At 50.5% G+C, this 15,842-nt stretch carries 17 protein-coding genes; 8 read left to right on the top strand and 9 right to left on the bottom strand.

The window, feature by feature from the left end; genetic code table 11:
* Positions 1 to 55 precede the first annotated feature (55 nt).
* Complete coding sequence (locus C813_RS27635; RefSeq protein WP_017460047.1) at positions 56 to 1,492, bottom strand: glycoside hydrolase family 32 protein; 1,437 nt, start codon at positions 1,490 to 1,492, stop codon at positions 56 to 58.
* Positions 1,493 to 1,511: 19 nt separating this feature from the next.
* The gene (locus C813_RS27640; RefSeq protein WP_017460048.1) at positions 1,512 to 2,750 is read right to left on the bottom strand and encodes an MFS transporter; all 1,239 of its coding nucleotides are present in this window, start codon (positions 2,748 to 2,750) and stop codon (positions 1,512 to 1,514) included.
* 265 nt (positions 2,751 to 3,015) lie between these two features.
* Between C813_RS27640 and C813_RS27645 the strand changes: the two genes are divergently transcribed.
* Positions 3,016 to 4,011, top strand: a complete 996-nt coding sequence (locus C813_RS27645; RefSeq protein WP_017460049.1) for a LacI family DNA-binding transcriptional regulator — start codon at positions 3,016 to 3,018, stop codon at positions 4,009 to 4,011.
* Between the two features lie 449 nt (positions 4,012 to 4,460).
* Here C813_RS27645 and C813_RS27650 read toward each other — a convergent pair whose 3' ends face one another.
* On the bottom strand, positions 4,461 to 5,348 hold the full coding sequence (locus C813_RS27650) for an AraC family transcriptional regulator (RefSeq protein ID WP_017460050.1): 888 nt from the start codon (positions 5,346 to 5,348) through the stop codon (positions 4,461 to 4,463).
* Between the two features lie 137 nt (positions 5,349 to 5,485).
* Here C813_RS27650 and C813_RS27655 point away from each other — a divergent pair, with 137 nt between their 5' ends.
* From C813_RS27655 to C813_RS27675, 5 genes are all read left to right on the top strand, one after another.
* The gene (locus tag C813_RS27655; RefSeq protein WP_017460051.1) at positions 5,486 to 6,229 is read left to right on the top strand and encodes an SDR family NAD(P)-dependent oxidoreductase; all 744 of its coding nucleotides are present in this window, start codon (positions 5,486 to 5,488) and stop codon (positions 6,227 to 6,229) included.
* Positions 6,230 to 6,242: 13 nt separating this feature from the next.
* Positions 6,243 to 6,644, top strand: a complete 402-nt coding sequence (locus tag C813_RS27660; RefSeq protein WP_017460052.1) for a VOC family protein — start codon at positions 6,243 to 6,245, stop codon at positions 6,642 to 6,644.
* An 82-nt stretch (positions 6,645 to 6,726) separates the two neighbouring features.
* Entirely contained in the window at positions 6,727 to 7,722 is a 996-nt protein-coding gene (locus C813_RS27665) for a saccharopine dehydrogenase family protein (RefSeq protein ID WP_025263861.1), read from the top strand.
* Positions 7,723 to 7,862: 140 nt separating this feature from the next.
* Positions 7,863 to 8,258, top strand: coding sequence for a VOC family protein (locus C813_RS27670; RefSeq protein ID WP_017460054.1), 396 nt, complete (start codon positions 7,863 to 7,865; stop codon positions 8,256 to 8,258).
* 395 nt (positions 8,259 to 8,653) lie between these two features.
* Positions 8,654 to 9,541 (top strand): hypothetical protein, encoded by an 888-nt coding sequence (locus tag C813_RS27675; RefSeq protein ID WP_017460055.1) that lies wholly within the window; start codon positions 8,654 to 8,656, stop codon positions 9,539 to 9,541.
* Between the two features lie 608 nt (positions 9,542 to 10,149).
* On the opposite strand, the gene C813_RS27680 is transcribed toward C813_RS27675, so the two are convergent.
* The 4 genes from C813_RS27680 to C813_RS27695 form a co-directional block, all read right to left on the bottom strand.
* Positions 10,150 to 10,929, bottom strand: a complete 780-nt coding sequence (locus tag C813_RS27680; RefSeq protein ID WP_025263862.1) for a site-specific integrase — start codon at positions 10,927 to 10,929, stop codon at positions 10,150 to 10,152.
* Positions 10,930 to 11,009: 80 nt separating this feature from the next.
* Entirely contained in the window at positions 11,010 to 11,618 is a 609-nt protein-coding gene (locus tag C813_RS27685; protein ID WP_017460057.1) for a hypothetical protein, read from the bottom strand.
* Between the two features lie 66 nt (positions 11,619 to 11,684).
* A complete protein-coding gene (locus C813_RS27690; protein WP_017460058.1) occupies positions 11,685 to 12,038 on the bottom strand; it encodes a hypothetical protein in 354 nt (117 codons plus the stop codon).
* 121 nt (positions 12,039 to 12,159) lie between these two features.
* A complete protein-coding gene (locus C813_RS27695) occupies positions 12,160 to 12,450 on the bottom strand; it encodes a hypothetical protein (protein ID WP_017460059.1) in 291 nt (96 codons plus the stop codon).
* A 554-nt stretch (positions 12,451 to 13,004) separates the two neighbouring features.
* Here C813_RS27695 and C813_RS27700 point away from each other — a divergent pair.
* Together C813_RS27700 and C813_RS27705 are read left to right on the top strand one after the other, a co-directional pair.
* Positions 13,005 to 13,952, top strand: coding sequence for a type II toxin-antitoxin system RelB/DinJ family antitoxin (locus C813_RS27700; RefSeq protein ID WP_017460060.1), 948 nt, complete (start codon positions 13,005 to 13,007; stop codon positions 13,950 to 13,952).
* Between the two features lie 208 nt (positions 13,953 to 14,160).
* The gene (locus C813_RS27705) at positions 14,161 to 14,943 is read left to right on the top strand and encodes a TraX family protein (RefSeq protein ID WP_017460061.1); all 783 of its coding nucleotides are present in this window, start codon (positions 14,161 to 14,163) and stop codon (positions 14,941 to 14,943) included.
* Between the two features lie 11 nt (positions 14,944 to 14,954).
* Here the strand turns inward: C813_RS27705 and C813_RS47350 are convergent, their stop codons facing one another.
* Together C813_RS47350 and C813_RS27710 are read right to left on the bottom strand one after the other, a co-directional pair.
* Positions 14,955 to 15,131, bottom strand: a complete 177-nt coding sequence (locus C813_RS47350) for a hypothetical protein (RefSeq protein WP_017460062.1) — start codon at positions 15,129 to 15,131, stop codon at positions 14,955 to 14,957.
* Positions 15,128 to 15,820: a hypothetical protein gene (locus tag C813_RS27710; RefSeq protein WP_017460063.1), complete on the bottom strand. Its 693-nt coding sequence runs from the start codon at positions 15,818 to 15,820 to the stop codon at positions 15,128 to 15,130. Before C813_RS27710 ends, C813_RS47350 begins: the two co-directional genes overlap by 4 nt.
* Between the last annotated feature and the right edge of the window lie 22 nt (positions 15,821 to 15,842).

The raw sequence follows: 15,842 nt of genomic DNA on the forward strand, positions 1-15,842 counted from the left end.
AGACTGGCAGAAATAAAGACAGACAATATAAAAAGTGAGATGATATCTGGCGGAATTATTTTTCCAGAGACCAGTATCCGGCTTCTTTTAATGCAGCGGTTCCACTATTTGCAAACAGCATTATATCACGCACTCCCGGCTGCGGATAAATTCGGCTGCTTAAACAGGCTTCGCCTTCATTAACAAATACTTCCACGGATGAGCGGTCAATGAAAATTCGCAGTGAAAGAATATTGCCCTCGGGCAGGGGAATGCTGCGCGTTCCTACAAGCGAAAAATCAGGGTAGTTACGCTCCAACACTAAGCGCTGAGCCTGATTATCAACGTAAATACGCAGCCCATCTCCCAACACCATGCCATATTGTTCCGCCAGAGACGTGCTACGTTCCCATTCGAGTAATAACTCCACGGCTTCGGCCTCTGCAGCGACAAATACCTGCTGATTGTTCAGGCAATGGGCAGGGACAGGAAAATAGCTGCCTCGCAAGGCGGCCACTTCGGCGATGGGTTTCATCATCAGGCGATTATTCTCACCTAAGCTCACTTCGCGCGGCAGGGAGAGCATTCCGGCCCAACCATCCTGTTGCTCCGGCATCGGCGATTCCCACATATCAAGCCACCCAATAACAATTCTGCGTCCGTCGGGGCTCAGGAAACTTTGCGGGGCATAAAAATCGTGACCGCTGTCCATCTCAATGAATTGCCCGTCATGGCCGAACGGCTGGTCTGGCTGCCATTCTCCGAGTAAATATCCGCTCTGGAAAAGGTTACGATTTTGATAACCTTCAGCCACCAGTCCCTGTGGTGAGAACATCAGCACACGACTGCCGTTAAGGCTAAAGAAATCAGGGCATTCCCACATATAACCCATACCTTCTTCAGCCTCGGCAAGAATACCTTCGTCATGCCATTGGCGAAGGTCCGCTGAACGGTAAAGGCGTACCTGGCCGGTTTCGCCTACGCGTGAACCCACAACCATGTACCAGAATTCCCCCTCGCGCCATACTTTTGGATCGCGGAAATGATGCAGTCCTGGAGGGGTATCAAGCACCATACCATGACGCTCAAAATGAATGCCGTCACGGCTGGTTGCCAGACATTGCACCTGATAGAGATTGTCATCAGTGTCCGCCGAACCGTGGAATTTATGTCCGGTATAAATCAGTGCCAGCGTATCACCATCCACCACTGCGGAACCGGAAAAGCAGCCGTCTTTGTCTGCCGGACCTTCCGGTGCCAGTGCCACAGGCAGATGCTCCCAGTGAACCAGGTCTTTACTCCGGGCATGCCCCCAGTGCATTGGTCCCCATTTCGTTGAATACGGATGATGTTGATAAAACGCATGATACCAGCCGTCAAACCATACCAGTCCGTTAGGATCGTTCATCCAGCCTGCTCGTGCGGCAAGGTGATAGCGCGGATACCAGCGAAGGTTAATCCTGGCATGTGCTTTTTCAAGCGTCTCTTCGGCCTGTTTTAATAAGGATGTCATTGTGTTTTCTCCCGATAATTTACACAGCACCTGGCTGTAAAAAGGATTGCTCAGTTGAGGGCTTATTGGGGCGCAAAAGGAAGATGGAAATAAACGTGGTGCAGAACACCATAATGCCCATAATTAGATAGGACTGGGCGAAGCCAAATTTTTCGTAGCTGAAACCCGCCAATGGTGATAACACAGTGCCAATAACCGAACTCGTGCAGGCAAATCCCACCAGATAAATCGTGGAAGACAAACGCTTGTCGAAATTCAGGCTGTTGTATTTAAAAATAGCCACCAACAATACCGGCAGCTCTAAGGCGTGCAGCAGTTTTGTGATCGAAATAAGCAGAGGCCCTTCAACCAGGCCGGAGGCGATCATACGCAACGCCATTACCATGCCTGCGAATATCAGGCCATTTTTGGCGCCAATTTTGTTAACCAGCCACGGTGCGCAGAACATGCCTGCCGCTTCCAGAAATACCTGAAAGGAATTTAAATAACCAAACATGGCATTTCCTTCCCGTAAGGTCGGAAACTGTGAGGAAAAATAAACCGGGAATTGCTGATCGTAGACGCCGTAAATACAGGTTCCCACCACGAAGAAAATAAGTGCCCAGAAACGCGGTAACGTTAGCAGACGGAGGGCATCTTCCAGAGAAACCTTTTTCGCGCCAATCTCCAGCTTCTCCATGCTTGCCGGTGCGGCAACTTTTAATCGGGCCAGCAGGCAGAAGAAGACCAGTCCAGAGCATGATGCCACCAGAAAGTTGAGATCTGGATTAATATTAAACAGCAGCCCGGCAAAAAACGTGGCTACGGCCCACCCCAAAGAGCCCCACATGCGGACTCGTCCAAATTCAAAGGTACTCTGACGCGCAACGCGCTCGGTATAAGACTCCAGCACGCCAATACCGCCATTAAACGTCATCCCAATAAACAGGCCGCCAAAAACACTACCCAGCAGGATATTCAGGCTGAGCAGATAGCTAAAAAATAGATAAGCAGGGCCGGAGAGGATCAGCAATGCTGTAATAAACCACAGCAAATTTTTGCGCAGACCAAGACGATCCTGAATAAAACCGTAGAAGACCTGAGCAAAAAGGGCAGATACCGATAAAACAGAAAAGATAATGCCTGTTTCCGATGCTTTTAATCCCACTTCCTGGTGGAGCCAGATAGAAAGAAGTGAGCTGGACGAAGACCAGGTGACAAAGAAAAAGAACAGCAAAGCACTGAGCAGCAAATAGCTGCGGGAAGGCCTTTTTTTCATCTGAACAATCTCATAGCGGATTATATGTGTTTATGGTAACGTTAACATCTATTGCTCACATCGCTTTTTGACGCGATATTCGATGTTAATCACAAAAGTTAACGTTAACATTTCTCATGTGAGATCTGCGTCAAATTTCTGTTCCAAATTCCCAAAATGACGGGCTCAATGCTTAGAATAATGAGTTCATTTTACGGATAATCTTTACTGCAGCGGTTCGCTTGCGCAACGAGGATGTAGCCGTGTTTTCGCAAAATGGAAGGTTATGGCGTCTTTAAAAGATGTGGCCAGAATGGCCAATGTTTCATTAATGACAGTTTCGCGGGCACTGAATAGCCCTGAACGCGTGAAGCCTGAGACGCTTGCACGGGTGCAGGAGGCTATTCTGCATCTGAACTACGTACCCGATTTGTCAGCAAAACAGATCCGGAGTGTCGGTACTAAAAATAAAACGATTGGCGTACTGGCACTGGATACGGTAACGACACCTTTTTCGGTAGAAATCACGCTGTCAATTGAGGAGACTGCACGCGCGCACGGCTGGAATAGTTTCGTGGTTAACATGTTCTCTGATGATAACCCTGACGACATTGTCGATCTCCTTCTCGCTCACCGGCCGGGGGGCATTATTTTCACCACCATGGGATTACGTGAAGTGCACGTTCCGCCTAAGTTGCTGATGTATCCTTGTGTTCTGGCAAACTGTGAAAATAAAGGGGAGCCGGTTGCCTGTTACATCCCTGACGATGAACAGGGACAGTACACTGCGGTTCAGGCATTACTGGCGGCAGGATATCGTCGCCCCATCTGTTTGCATTTACCGATCAACCATCTGGCAACTTCCCGTCGTCGAAAAGGGCTGGAACGCGCCTGCCGCGAGGCAAGCATTGATCCAGATAAGCTGGAGCATTGCTATATGCAATTTGGCGATGAACATTACCGTGATATTCCTGACATCCTGCTAGCGCATATTCATCAGGGGATACCTCAGTTTGATTCGGTTATTTGCGGGAATGACCGTATTGCATTCATGGTGTATCAGACCCTTTTGGCTAAAGGAATATCTATCCCGCAGGATATCGGGGTTATTGGGTACGACAACCTTGTAGGCATCGGCAACCTGTTTTTACCCCCGTTATCCACGGTTCAGTTACCACATTACGAAATTGGCCGGCTGAGTACGTTGCATATTATTAAAGACGATGACAGAAAGGAGAGAGTACTGGTCGATAGCCCCTGGCTGTCCCGCGAGTCATTTTGAAAGCAATAACCGCCATGTTGCTGTAGCCAGAGGCTTTGCTTTTAGCCAAAAGGTTAGTTTTCCATGTTTTGAAAAAACTGATGTCAGCTTTGCGCCATAACTTTCTCGATATCCGCTGTGGGAACCATCCAGATGAAAAGCGCATGATCAAATCTGATGAGTTATTGTCGCTGCTGATTGCAGAGGCTGACAGAGTTCAACAGGCTGGGAGGTGGAAACATGTACAGCTTCTTGATTTGCGCCCTGGGTGACCTGCTTCCGGTTGATTATCAGATGCCAATGTTAGTCCTACACTTGTCTGCTATTCGCTCAAAGAAGACCTACCTGTATCCGGATTTGCAGCTTCGTGCCAGAAGCGGACGTTACCGCCAATTGAGTTGACTTGCACACAGAGTGCTATGGAAGTCTGGTGCTTTTCATTTCATAAAATGTCCCGGGTACCGGCAGGTCTATATGTTTCTGAGCAGTATTATTTTTTTCTGATCTGATGAAGGCGAAAGGCCGAAATGGCGTCCATATTCCCGACTGAATTGCGTATGGCTTTGGTAGCCGACAGCATGTGCTATGGCTGTGATGCTGTCGCCAGTTGTGGCTAACTTCAAACGAGCCTGCATCAGGCGAAGACGTTTTTGGTACTGGACAGGGCTGAGCGCGGTGACCGCCTGAAAGTGGCGATGAAATGCGGAAACGCTTAATGCCGCCATGGCGGCCAGCTCTTCTACCCGCACGGCTTGCATATAGTGTTGTTTCAGCCAGTTAATCACCTTATAGATGCGGGCAAGATGCGATTCCGGCGTGGCAATATCACGCAACATCCAGCCCTGCGGCCCCTGAAGAACCCGGAATAAAATCTCTCGTTCATACGCAGGAGCTAAAGCAGAAATTTCCTCTGGCTTGTTGAGCAGTTGCAGCATTCTCAGCCAGGCATCAAGCAATTCGGAAGTAACCGGGGCGACAGAAAATCCGGCGTTATAAAGATGCGTTTTACCTGAACCCGGCATTCCATCCAGTAATTCAGCAATAATCTCAGGCTTCGGTGTCAGACTCACCGCAAGATAGGGCGCCCCGGTTCGCTCATCGGCAAAGACTTTGCCAACGGCGGGCAGATCCACCGACATCACAAAGTAAGTGGCAGGATTGTATTGCCAGGTTTTATCTCCCACCGTCATGCTCTTCGAGCCCGTGAGTATCAGATTAATCATCGGCTCATAGACAGCAGTAAGCCGGTGCTCAGGAATTTCCCCCTGTACCATCGCGACACGCGGTATAGCGGTTGCGGTGATTTTATTCCCGGCTTTTGAAGCCAGCAGGCGCAGTTCAGCTAATTTTTTTTCCATCCTGTTTAAATAACACGGCATGGGATCGGCAACAAGATTAAAGCAGGATTAGGCAAATATCAGAGAGGATTACAGGAGTCACCGTCCGACGCAGGGCGTAACCTTATATACGTCATCCTTTTCTTTCAGGAGCTTTCATGAAAAATGTTCTGATTACCGGCGGAAGCCGCGGCATTGGGGCCAGCACGGCGATTGAGTGTGCGCGTCGTGGCTTTGGCGTCATCCTGACCTGGAACAGCAAGCCGCAAGCCGCCAGCCAGGTGGTTGAGCATATTCAGGCCGCCGGAGGGCATGCACTAGCGTTGCAGTTAAACGTAGAAGATACCAGCAGTTTTAGTCAGTTTCGTTCAAACCTCGAAGACATAATGGAATCACACTGGGAAGCCAGAGGACTTCACGGGCTGGTCAACAATGCAGGATATGGTCTTTATAATCCCATAGAGACAGTCACTGAAACGCAGTTCGACAGCCTAATGAACGTCCATTTGAAAGGGCCTTTCTTCCTTACCCAGACGCTGCTACCACTTCTAGAACCGAATGCTGCAATTGTTAATCTCACCAGCGCCACCACCCGCGTGGCAACCGCCGGTGTAGCGCCGTATGCAACATTCAAGGGGGGCCTTGAGGTACTGACACGCTATATGGCGAAGGAGTTTGGTGAAAGAAAGATCCGGGTCAATGCCGTGTCACCCGGTCCAATTCGTACTGAGCTTGGTGGCGGTTTAAGTGATGAATTCGAAGCATTGCTGGCCGGACAAACAGCCCTTGGCCGAATTGGCGAGCCTGACGAAGTTGCCCGTGTTATCGCCGGTTTACTGTCTGCCGACTGTGGCTGGATTAATGCCCAGACGATAGAAGTCACGGGCGGTTATAACATCTGATTGCGGAGCTTTTATGCTTGACCATATCTTTATTACCGTAAGTGATACTGAGCGTTCAATCGTTTTTTATGAGCGTGTTCTGCATCTTCTCGGCATCACCAACCGTCACGATTATGACGGTAGCAATGGTCCATCAGGCCATCCTGACCTCAAGGGATTTGGTGCCAATGGACGCGTGTTTTTCTGGCTAAGATCGGGTACGCCTTCTCCTCAGGCCGTTCATGTCGGGTTTGTGGCAGATTCCGAAATAATGGTTAACCAGGCTTATGCTGAGGCCATCGCCGCAGGTGCCACGGAGATTCACTCGCCAGGTGCGCAACTGCATTATGACCCGCGCTATTACGCCGCTCAGGTCAGAGACCCGGATGGATACAGTCTGGAGTTTGTCTATAAAAGCTGGCAGCACGGACGCTGAAAACATCATGCTGCAAGGTAAGCACAGGGGTGTGATCCTGGCAATGCCCAATCTGATTCCTCTTTAAAGATGGGATATCTTAATGAAAAAACTAATGATTTACGGTGCGTCAGGCTATACCGGGGCGATGATTGCACGACACGCGCAGGAAGCTGGCCTGCAGATAATCGTTGCCGGTCGCGATGGGGAAAAACTGGCAGCGATGGCTTTGAAAATGGATATCGCGTTTCGGGCTTTCAGCCTGGATGATCCTGACACAATTGATAGTGCCCTGGAGGATATTGACGTACTCATAAATTGTGCCGGTCCGTTTATGTATACCGCAAAGCCGCTAATCACTGCGGCAATCCGCCAGAAGGTCCATTACCTTGATGTGGCCGCTGAACTGGACAGTTACCAGTTTGCTGAAATCTTCGATGACGTCGCTGTTTCAGCAGGTGTGATGTTACTGCCTGGCTGCGGCGGAAGCGTGGCAATGCTGGGATGTCTGGCAGCCCACGCTGCCGCGGAGATCAAAAATCCGGCCCGTATCTCGCTGGCACTGCATGTCACCGGAACAATGTCGCGTGGCTCAGCGGTAAGCGCAAGTGAGAATTTATCAACTGAATGTCTGCTGCGCCGTAACGGTCAGTTGATGCAGCGCGAGTCAACCGAGTTGCAAAACTTTGATTTTGGCAAAGGGCCGCAAGCCTGTTTTCCCGTAACGCTTCCCGATGTCATTACCATCTGGAAAGCAACGGAGATACCTGATATCGAGACTTTTGTATATCTTTCCGGCGAAGGGTTTCCGCAGGGCAATTTGGCTGATTTGCCCGATGGGCCGACAGCTCAGGAGCGTAAAGGCAGTCGTTATCAGGCCGTTGCGGAAGTCATGAATGCAGATGGCGATACCCTGCGTATGTTGCTGGATACGGTGAATGGATACAGCTTCACTGCTCTGGCGGCTGCCGAAGCAGGTCGTAGAGTACTGGCGGGAGAGTGTCGTCCGGGATTCCATACTCCTGCCGGGTTATTCGGTAAACATTTTGCCGAGACCATAGCCGATACCCGGATTGTGGCATTTGACGATCTACACTGAACAAAAGGAAATATTCTGATGTTTCTGAATTGATGATAAAAGCATTCAATATTCATCCGCCTGTTAAAAATGGCTCGCATCAACGGGGCATACTTTTGCTGCGTTGCTTAGTCTGACTCTGAAACAGAACAGGAGTTTTTATGTCTGTCATCGACCATATTGAAATTTCAGTGAAAAATGGACCTTTATCACTACGTTTCTATCAGCAGGCACTTGAACCATTAGGCTTCAGGCTGGTGATTACCCAGGGGCCGGCCCAAACGCGAACTGGTGGATTTCGGTATGGGCTTGGTCCGCAAGGTTATCCCCGGTTGTGGTTGCATGACAATGAGGAAATCGGTGCGCCGCTGCACCTGGCTTTTTCTGCTGATGAGCGCAGCACAGTGGATCAGTTCTGGGAACGGGCACTTCTGGCGGGCGGGAAAGATAACGGAGCACCGGGGATCCGTAAGCACTATCATTCACAATATTATGCAGCTTACGTTTTTGATCCTGACGGTAATAATCTGGAAGTCGTCTGTCAGCAAAGCATGTAAAATAATCAAGTTGTCCATGCCCAGCATGACCTCCTCCCGGTTGATTATTACACGCTACTGTTAGTCCTACATCGCTGCGGTTATGACAAATGCGAACTTCCGCTCCACGCTCACAGCGGACCTTTAGCTCAATTATCTTGTCCGCTCCGTGCCAAAAGCAGACGTTGAAATATCCTACCTGCTTTTTTTGCATCGACAACGCTTATTAGAGGGATTAATCCGTATTTGTAGCAAATGCAAATACCGGCTGTGCCTATAACCTATTGTCAGTTATAAAAAATCGATTTAGTGTTATACCAATCAAATTTACAAAAGCGGAAAAGTCCGTGTTTAGATACGCATCTTTCCGCCGAATAAGCGTTATGCCTATTCAAAATGATGATAGAGACGTGTGAATGGATGCGAGATACGAAGAAAAGACTTTCGAAAGTTACTTCAACAATGAGCTTGATAGAAAAACATCTATCTATTTTCCCCTTGGCCAAGTGCAAGAAGGCGTTTTAGGCTTGGACTCCGTTGCTCATTCTAGAAGATGGTTTCTGTGGCGAAAGCTGGGATATCCATTCTGGCTCTCTCCGCAATTTTCAGGCGTCGACTTAACGGAAATCGCTCATGAAATGGAGCACTATCTTGGCCGTGAGGTTAAGAACATACCGGCCATGAAAGTTAACTTGCTTTTTCAGTATAAACGTCCGCAGTATATAACGACGTCAACTGGATCTGAGTGGCACTTATGGAAACAGACGTATTTCCGCTATGATCTGTACGCTCAGCAACATGCCTTGCTCTCCCACATAGAAACAAAATTTGGTAAAGATGCCGTAGTCCTTTACGCTGCCCCTTCTGTCGTAGATGTTAGCGAGCTAGTCAACCTAAAAAGGGCTGGCTCAATCATTGATCACACTAACTTTAGACGTGCCAGAGAATTGGATGGACACCACAGAAACACCTACATAAAGGCAGGCACATACTCGCAGGGATGTAGTGAACCAGAAATGATTGAAAATTTTAATCTAATTGAAATGATTGAAGCAATGAAACCGCACCAGTCGGAAGATAACGTTAAACTAATCACTAACTTTTCAAGTCAGATTCGTTCAGCCATGAAGAATGTCGAAGGGATTGGTTATCTGAAAACCGCATTTGAGAATCGAATGAATGAATTTAGATATTACGAACTACAACAGTTCGAACTAATGTACTCAATGCTTACTATGGCAGTTTTCAGAGAGGTTACCGGCTGCCAATGGTTGATACCATTTGACGGACGAAAAAAAGCATAACATAGCCAAGCTGCATCGCGCACTTCGTGCGCTGGATGTCGCTACGCTCGGCCGCTGTTGGCTGTGTTAATGTCCGCAATTCGCTCAAAGCTGCCTGTCAGGGCAACTTAAAAAACAGGCTTAACGTAGGATATTTTCCGTTTTCCAAGCGGACCCCAAGAAGAAATCAGCGGTGGAGAAACTTACGACTAAACGGTTGTTTTTCATACGTCTCTCTTAAGGCCGCCAGAACGGCCTTTTTTACGCCTATCGTTTAATTCCCCGCGCCACCTAGACACTCATGTGTTTCTGTCCAGATCTTATCGGGTGATATCCGGCCATTTACAGAAACAGTCCGACTACATAAAAAAGCTATCCGTCAGGGACATTCCTGCACTATCGGAAAAAGTGTCCAGTAAATATTTTTGGCGATCGTATTTATTCTTCTTGAGAAGCAAAGAAAACCGTGAATTCAAGTTCTGAGCTGGCAAGGGGCTGGACATGCCCGTCGAGCGGGTCCGGACGGTCACATTCGGGTATGCTTAATGTGAGCTACAGAACTGTTGCAGGGATCAGGGGTACACCCGTCAAATGAACCACTCATCTGTTACCCCTGCAACGGTGACCACTTATAAGTGACCTTTCAACAGGGCCACGGCATCCGCGCCGAGCATCTGGAACTGCACCCGGTGCCGCGCCGCGACATCGAGCGCAAACACCTTCGTGTACACTTCCGTCGAACTGATACTTTTATGCCCCATCAGGCTCTGCAGTACCTTGAGCGGAATACCGGCGTACAGCATGTGCATGGCATAGGAGTGCCGGAAGGTGTGCGGGGTCACCGGCACCGAGAACGTCACGCCGTCGGCCGCAGCGGCGTCCACGGCTTCATTGATCCACGTCCGTGCCGTCCGGTCGGTGATCTCCCACAGACGGGCCTTTTCCGTCCTGCCGGTGCGTCTGTTTTTCCTTTCCAGCGGAATTTTCAGGGTGGCCACCATCATCTCCAGCTGGCTGACGTACTGGCTGTCGGACAGCGGAACCAGACGGTGCGCCGGACTGCCCGCGGGCGCCCGCCCGGCGGTTCTGGCCGCTTTTTCCGCGCGCTGCTTCAGCGTGGCCAGCTGCACAAACGGGTACGGCGGTGCCAGCGAAAAATCCCCCCGTGTCAGCGCCAGCGCCTCATTAATTCGCGCGCCCGTGTTCCAGAGCGTGGCCAGCAGTATCCTGCGATGAAGGTCAGGTACGTAATGGAGCAGGGCGCTGACTTCCGGCGCCAGCAGGTATTTCGGCAGCTCGTCATGTACAAGGGCCATCTGACGAAGCGCAAGTGCGGCCGGATAGTCGATGGCCACTGGCAGGGTGGCCATCGGGCCTGAAGAAGTAACGGAAGGTATAAGGCCTGTCATAATCAGTGTCTCAGTGTACGGCTCTCAGTGTCATCAGGTTTTCAGGTCAGCCTACTGGCGTGGTGCGCCGTTTCTGACTTTCAGAAGCTGTCCAGGATGCCATTCCATTCGGCTTTGTTGTCCAGCAGGTACCGGAGACCGTTATCTATCCCTTCCAGCAAATCGGAAGCAGCACCCATTTGTTCGCCGAAGCGTCGTGTATTGACGTAATGGATCCCCTCGAGGCTGCGGGTGCCGTCATTTCGCCGGGCATACCGGAAATCTGTCGCTCGTTCATCCGCCTGGTGAAGGGCTTTAACCACCTCTTTGACGATTCTTAAATCGGAAGGCTGATAGCTGTCATCAACATCCAGGATCAACTTGTGCGCCAGTGGCCACAAGGTATTGAGGTTGTGGTTATCTTTTTTGTACTGGTACTTATCAGGATCCTCAGTAAGCTTCAGTGCAAGGCAAATAATCTGCTTGATAAGAAGCTCAAGGTGATGCCGGTAAAGAAACAACACCGGATAAACCAGAAAATCCTGGTCCCGCCCGGATTCATCAATGTGTTTAATCAGAATGTCAGCAGCCCGCCTGTAACCTTCGGTGTAAGCTGTACCATGATCCGGCATGTAATTAAGGCAGGCATTATTGTGCCAGTCGCTGTCGCTGGCCAGCAGCCCCGGTTCTGACGTTTTTCCCTTTTTCATTTCAGCTCCAGAATCTTTTAACAGTAGTCTCCGGTTCGGTGCTTTATCCGGAAATCCCGCGCACTTTCAGGGTTGTTCAGCAGCAGCTTTGGCGATCTCACCCACCGCTTCTCTGACTGAAAAGGACAGTCTATCCTTCGGTGAAAACTGGACCCAGTAGCACAGATACGAGCCATAGATCTGGTCGGTATGACGGGGGTCATAATCCACGCTGAAGGCGTAAATTTCCCGGTTACCTAACTCCCATTTTGTAAGCTCACAATAGCGGGTATAGAGCTCCCTGAGATCCTCAAATAAATGCCCTTCACGGATCGGGCCAGATTCCTTCACGGCCCCGCACTGCTCCATAAAATGACTGACGGCGGCTTTTTTGGATTTAAATTCCTTCTGACCAATCTTCACAGGTATAGAGCGTCCCATCCTGAACTCCTAATCAGTTGAACTGCTTTATTAAGAAATCCCCGCCGGACGACATTCTCCACTGATGTGTGGCAGCCAGCGGGAATCCTGCCGGCCATTCAGTTAATGATGCTGCCGGTTATCAGTAGCGACCAAGCGTCATTAACTGGAAACACCATTCCTCTGAGAGTTCACCTTCTTTCGCCGGGAGGTATGTGGGAACAGGAGTTATCACATCGACTTCTTCGCATAACTTCCAGGTGTCATCAGCATCATCCCACCAGGCGAGAGTGCGATTATCCCAGGAGTGTATCTTGCGGTAGCAGTCGTATCCGGGAAAATGGTCGAACTCAGTTTCTTCCATCCAGACTCTGCCATGACCGAGAATCATGAGTGCCTCAAATAAAACATCCAGTGTAAGTTTAATATTCATAATCAACTTCCTTATTATTTAATGTCTATTAATTGTATTTATTTATCATCACCTGCGTGATATTCCGTTGCCCGCCTTAAGTGATTAGCCAGATAACAGTCACCACCCGCAATTACCGGGCGCACCTTTCCCGCACTTCCGGAAAATCCATAATAGCAGGATTTCCGGAAATGATGAGGAAGGGATTCTCTGAACTGACCCGTGAAGTCAGTCTGAAATGCGGAAGGCAACCATCATATAACTCCTTATATTATACCACATTTTATGATTTCGTTCCAAGAATATGTTCAAAAAATCGCCCTGATCCGTTTCTAACAGAAAACGGATCTGCGGATGAAGAAACCGCGACCGGTGACACTCGGGCAATAAAACATCTGCATTTTTAACAAAAAAGCATTAATGCCGATAAGGCAATAATTCATCGCAATAATGCAGGAGTCGGCATCAGTTAAGTAAAGCACATCTGCTTTACTTTATGTGTAAAGCAGTTATGATACACAAAGAAGATAAAGCAATCGTGCTTTACATAAAACAGGTAAACAAGGAGTAAGGCCATGCCGTTAGCCATGATTAACGCCCGCCTGGATACGGCGCTGAAAGAACGCGTTGACCCCAAACTACAGCAACTGGGTTGCACGGCCACCCAGGCCATCACCGCCCTTTACCAGTTTGTCGATCAGAACGACCGATTGCCTTTCACGATAGAAACCCGGGTCTGGCGGCCGGAAGAGTCGCTGCAGAACACCCTCGACGGCCTGCTGTCGGCCCGGCCCCGGCTCGCGGAGATCGCCCGGCTGATGAGCGAGGATACGCTGACAGAGGACGCGCGCCGGAGATACTGCCAGGCGCTGGCCATCGATATCGGCATGATCAAAGACGACATGCGTCTGTACAGCGCGACCGGGCGCGCGGGTGAACACCTGCAGCATTATGTCCAGTCTTCGCTCGGCGAGGCTTATCTGGCGCTGACCCTCTGCCACAGCATTCTGGAGGATTCACCGAACAGCTATGGACGAACCCTGTTCCTGAAAAAAGAAAAAGCCTTTGCCGGGGCGCTGGCAACGGCTGAAACCCGCATGACCGAGATGGGCCTCCATCAGGCCGGGGCGGTGACAGCGTCCTTTACGCACGAGGGCACGTACTGTTCTGTCGAGGTGTACCGGCCGGAGAGCTATCAGTATGGAGCCTGGCAGGTCCGCGTGATGCTGAAACCCGCGCGGAGGGGGCAGTCGTTACCCGCCAGCCTGAGTTGGCAGGGCTTCACGTTCCCGGCAGTCACCGATCGTGTTTTTAGCGTTGCCAGCCCGTACAGCACGCCGGTGACAGGGAAGCACGGCACCGAGATCGGCTTCAGGTTTGTGGAAGGGTATGCGTTCTTCCACCTGTACACTAGTGGCACGGATGAGGAACACAACGCCATCAACGCTGGGGAGGTGGCCGCCACGCTCGGTGAGTATGTGGACGGTAAACTGGAAGAGATCACCGGGGCCCCTGGCTCGTAATGACGGACTTCAGAACGGCAATGATCTGATGTTCGGTGAATCGGGCTTTACGCATGGTGATCTCCTCATGGGACATAATAAGTATGTCGGAAGATCTCTAAAAGTGAATGGGCCGGTTTACGGGGATGCTTACATTACAGCGGCCGGATTTTCTGGCAGTGGACGCAGGATTATATTTTACGGGCGTGCCGGACTGAAAAGGACATAAATGACACAGTTTCTCAGCGTAACAATGAACGGACTGACGTCCAGAATACACCACTGGCTGGCCATCAGTCCGGGGGCAGCCGACCGGCTCAAACTGACGGCGCTGGTTGCCATGCTGGCGGACCATATCAATACGCTTCTGCTGACGCATCCGCGCCCGGAGCTGTATGCGCTGGGGAGAATGGCGTTTCCGCTGTTCGTCCTGATATGGGCACGCAATGTGATGCTCCGGCCGGAGCGCCTGCAGTTAAGGGCAAACCGGATGTGGATCTGGGCAGTGGTCACCCAGCCGGCATTCAGTCTGGCGTTCCGGGGGCACGACCCGTGGTACGCCCTGAACATTCTGTTCGTCTTCGCCAGCGTCACGCAGCTGCTTGCCTGGCATCACAGGTACCGTCTGGCTGGCATGGCGGGCGGCGTGTTATTGCTAGTCCTGATGGCGTGGCCACTGTCTGTCGCAAGCTATGGCGTGCCGGGGCTGGTTCTGGCCCTGTCGCTGGCCATCTTCCTGCACAACTCCTCATTCCGGCAGTGCAAGACTGCCGGAGCCGCCGCCTTCATTGCTCTGCTTGCACTGAACAGTCAGCATTTACAGGAGATACCGGTTACCGTGGTTGTGCTGGCTATTCTTCCCACCGTTCTGCTGCCGGCAGCGGCAGTCAGTGCCGCCACCTCACCGGCTGCGGGAAGGGAAAACCGGTTTATGCCGGCGTCATTCTTTTATCTGGCCTATGTCGGCCATCTGCTGGTCATCGGGCTGGTCAGGCTGCCGGAGCTGGGTTGAGCGGCGGTGGTTTATTTCCTCGATGCCAGCCAGATAATGGCTACGGCAAATACGGCGGTAACACCCCAGGCATAGTCCGGCCAGAATTTCCCACCCAGAGCGGCAACACTCACGATGAGTACGGCACAGATAACAATGCTGGCAAGAAGACGAAGCTGCCAGCGCAGCCATTTTCCAAAAAAAGTCATCGAATTATCCGGTTAATTGCAGCTGCTATTTCGTCATCAGAAGACATAATCCGGTTAAGTGACGGGTTCCTGCTGATGACAGGCTCAATCAGAAAATACAACATTTCCAGCTCTTCAGCATAGAGAGCATGATAGTACATACCATTTTGTTGCTTAAGCCTGTCGGCCGCATCTGCAGCCTTCTGCACATAGGCATACCAGCCGGTAAGTGTGAGTGCCAGTGTGCTTCGCTTTAGCAGGGCGCGATCAATCGTTGTTGTCAGTCCAAACGAATAACAGGCTGCTGCTGTGATGGCTGAAGCCAGAGCCTGATTTGTCAGTGATCCTGACGCTAAACCAGCGCCAAGTTTTAACAGCGCTCTCTCTACACGACGTAGTCGCTCCGGTGTCAGGTTCTGCAGAAGCAAATCAACATATATGCGTATCATCCTTTCAATTACGCTGCGTTTACCTATAAGGCCGTAGATGTTCAGGGCGAAACGGATATCTTCTTTTTTCTGCTTTGCGCAGACGTCCTGATAATTCTGAGTGAAGCAGCTTGTGTAAAACGCAAGCCGCGTCATGCCGGTCTCAAGATTTTGTCCCTGCTTCAGGATTTCATCACGCACACCTGCAAGTGCGTGCTCAAGCATCAGTGCGAGATGTTTGTCAGCCTCCATCTTGGCGGCTATAGCGCTGTTTGTGTACATATCAGTGATCCTTTTACTGACC

Origin of the sequence: Kosakonia sacchari SP1 (assembly GCF_000300455.3) — a bacterium.
In the GTDB taxonomy this organism is placed as follows: Bacteria; Pseudomonadota; Gammaproteobacteria; order Enterobacterales; family Enterobacteriaceae; genus Kosakonia; species Kosakonia sacchari.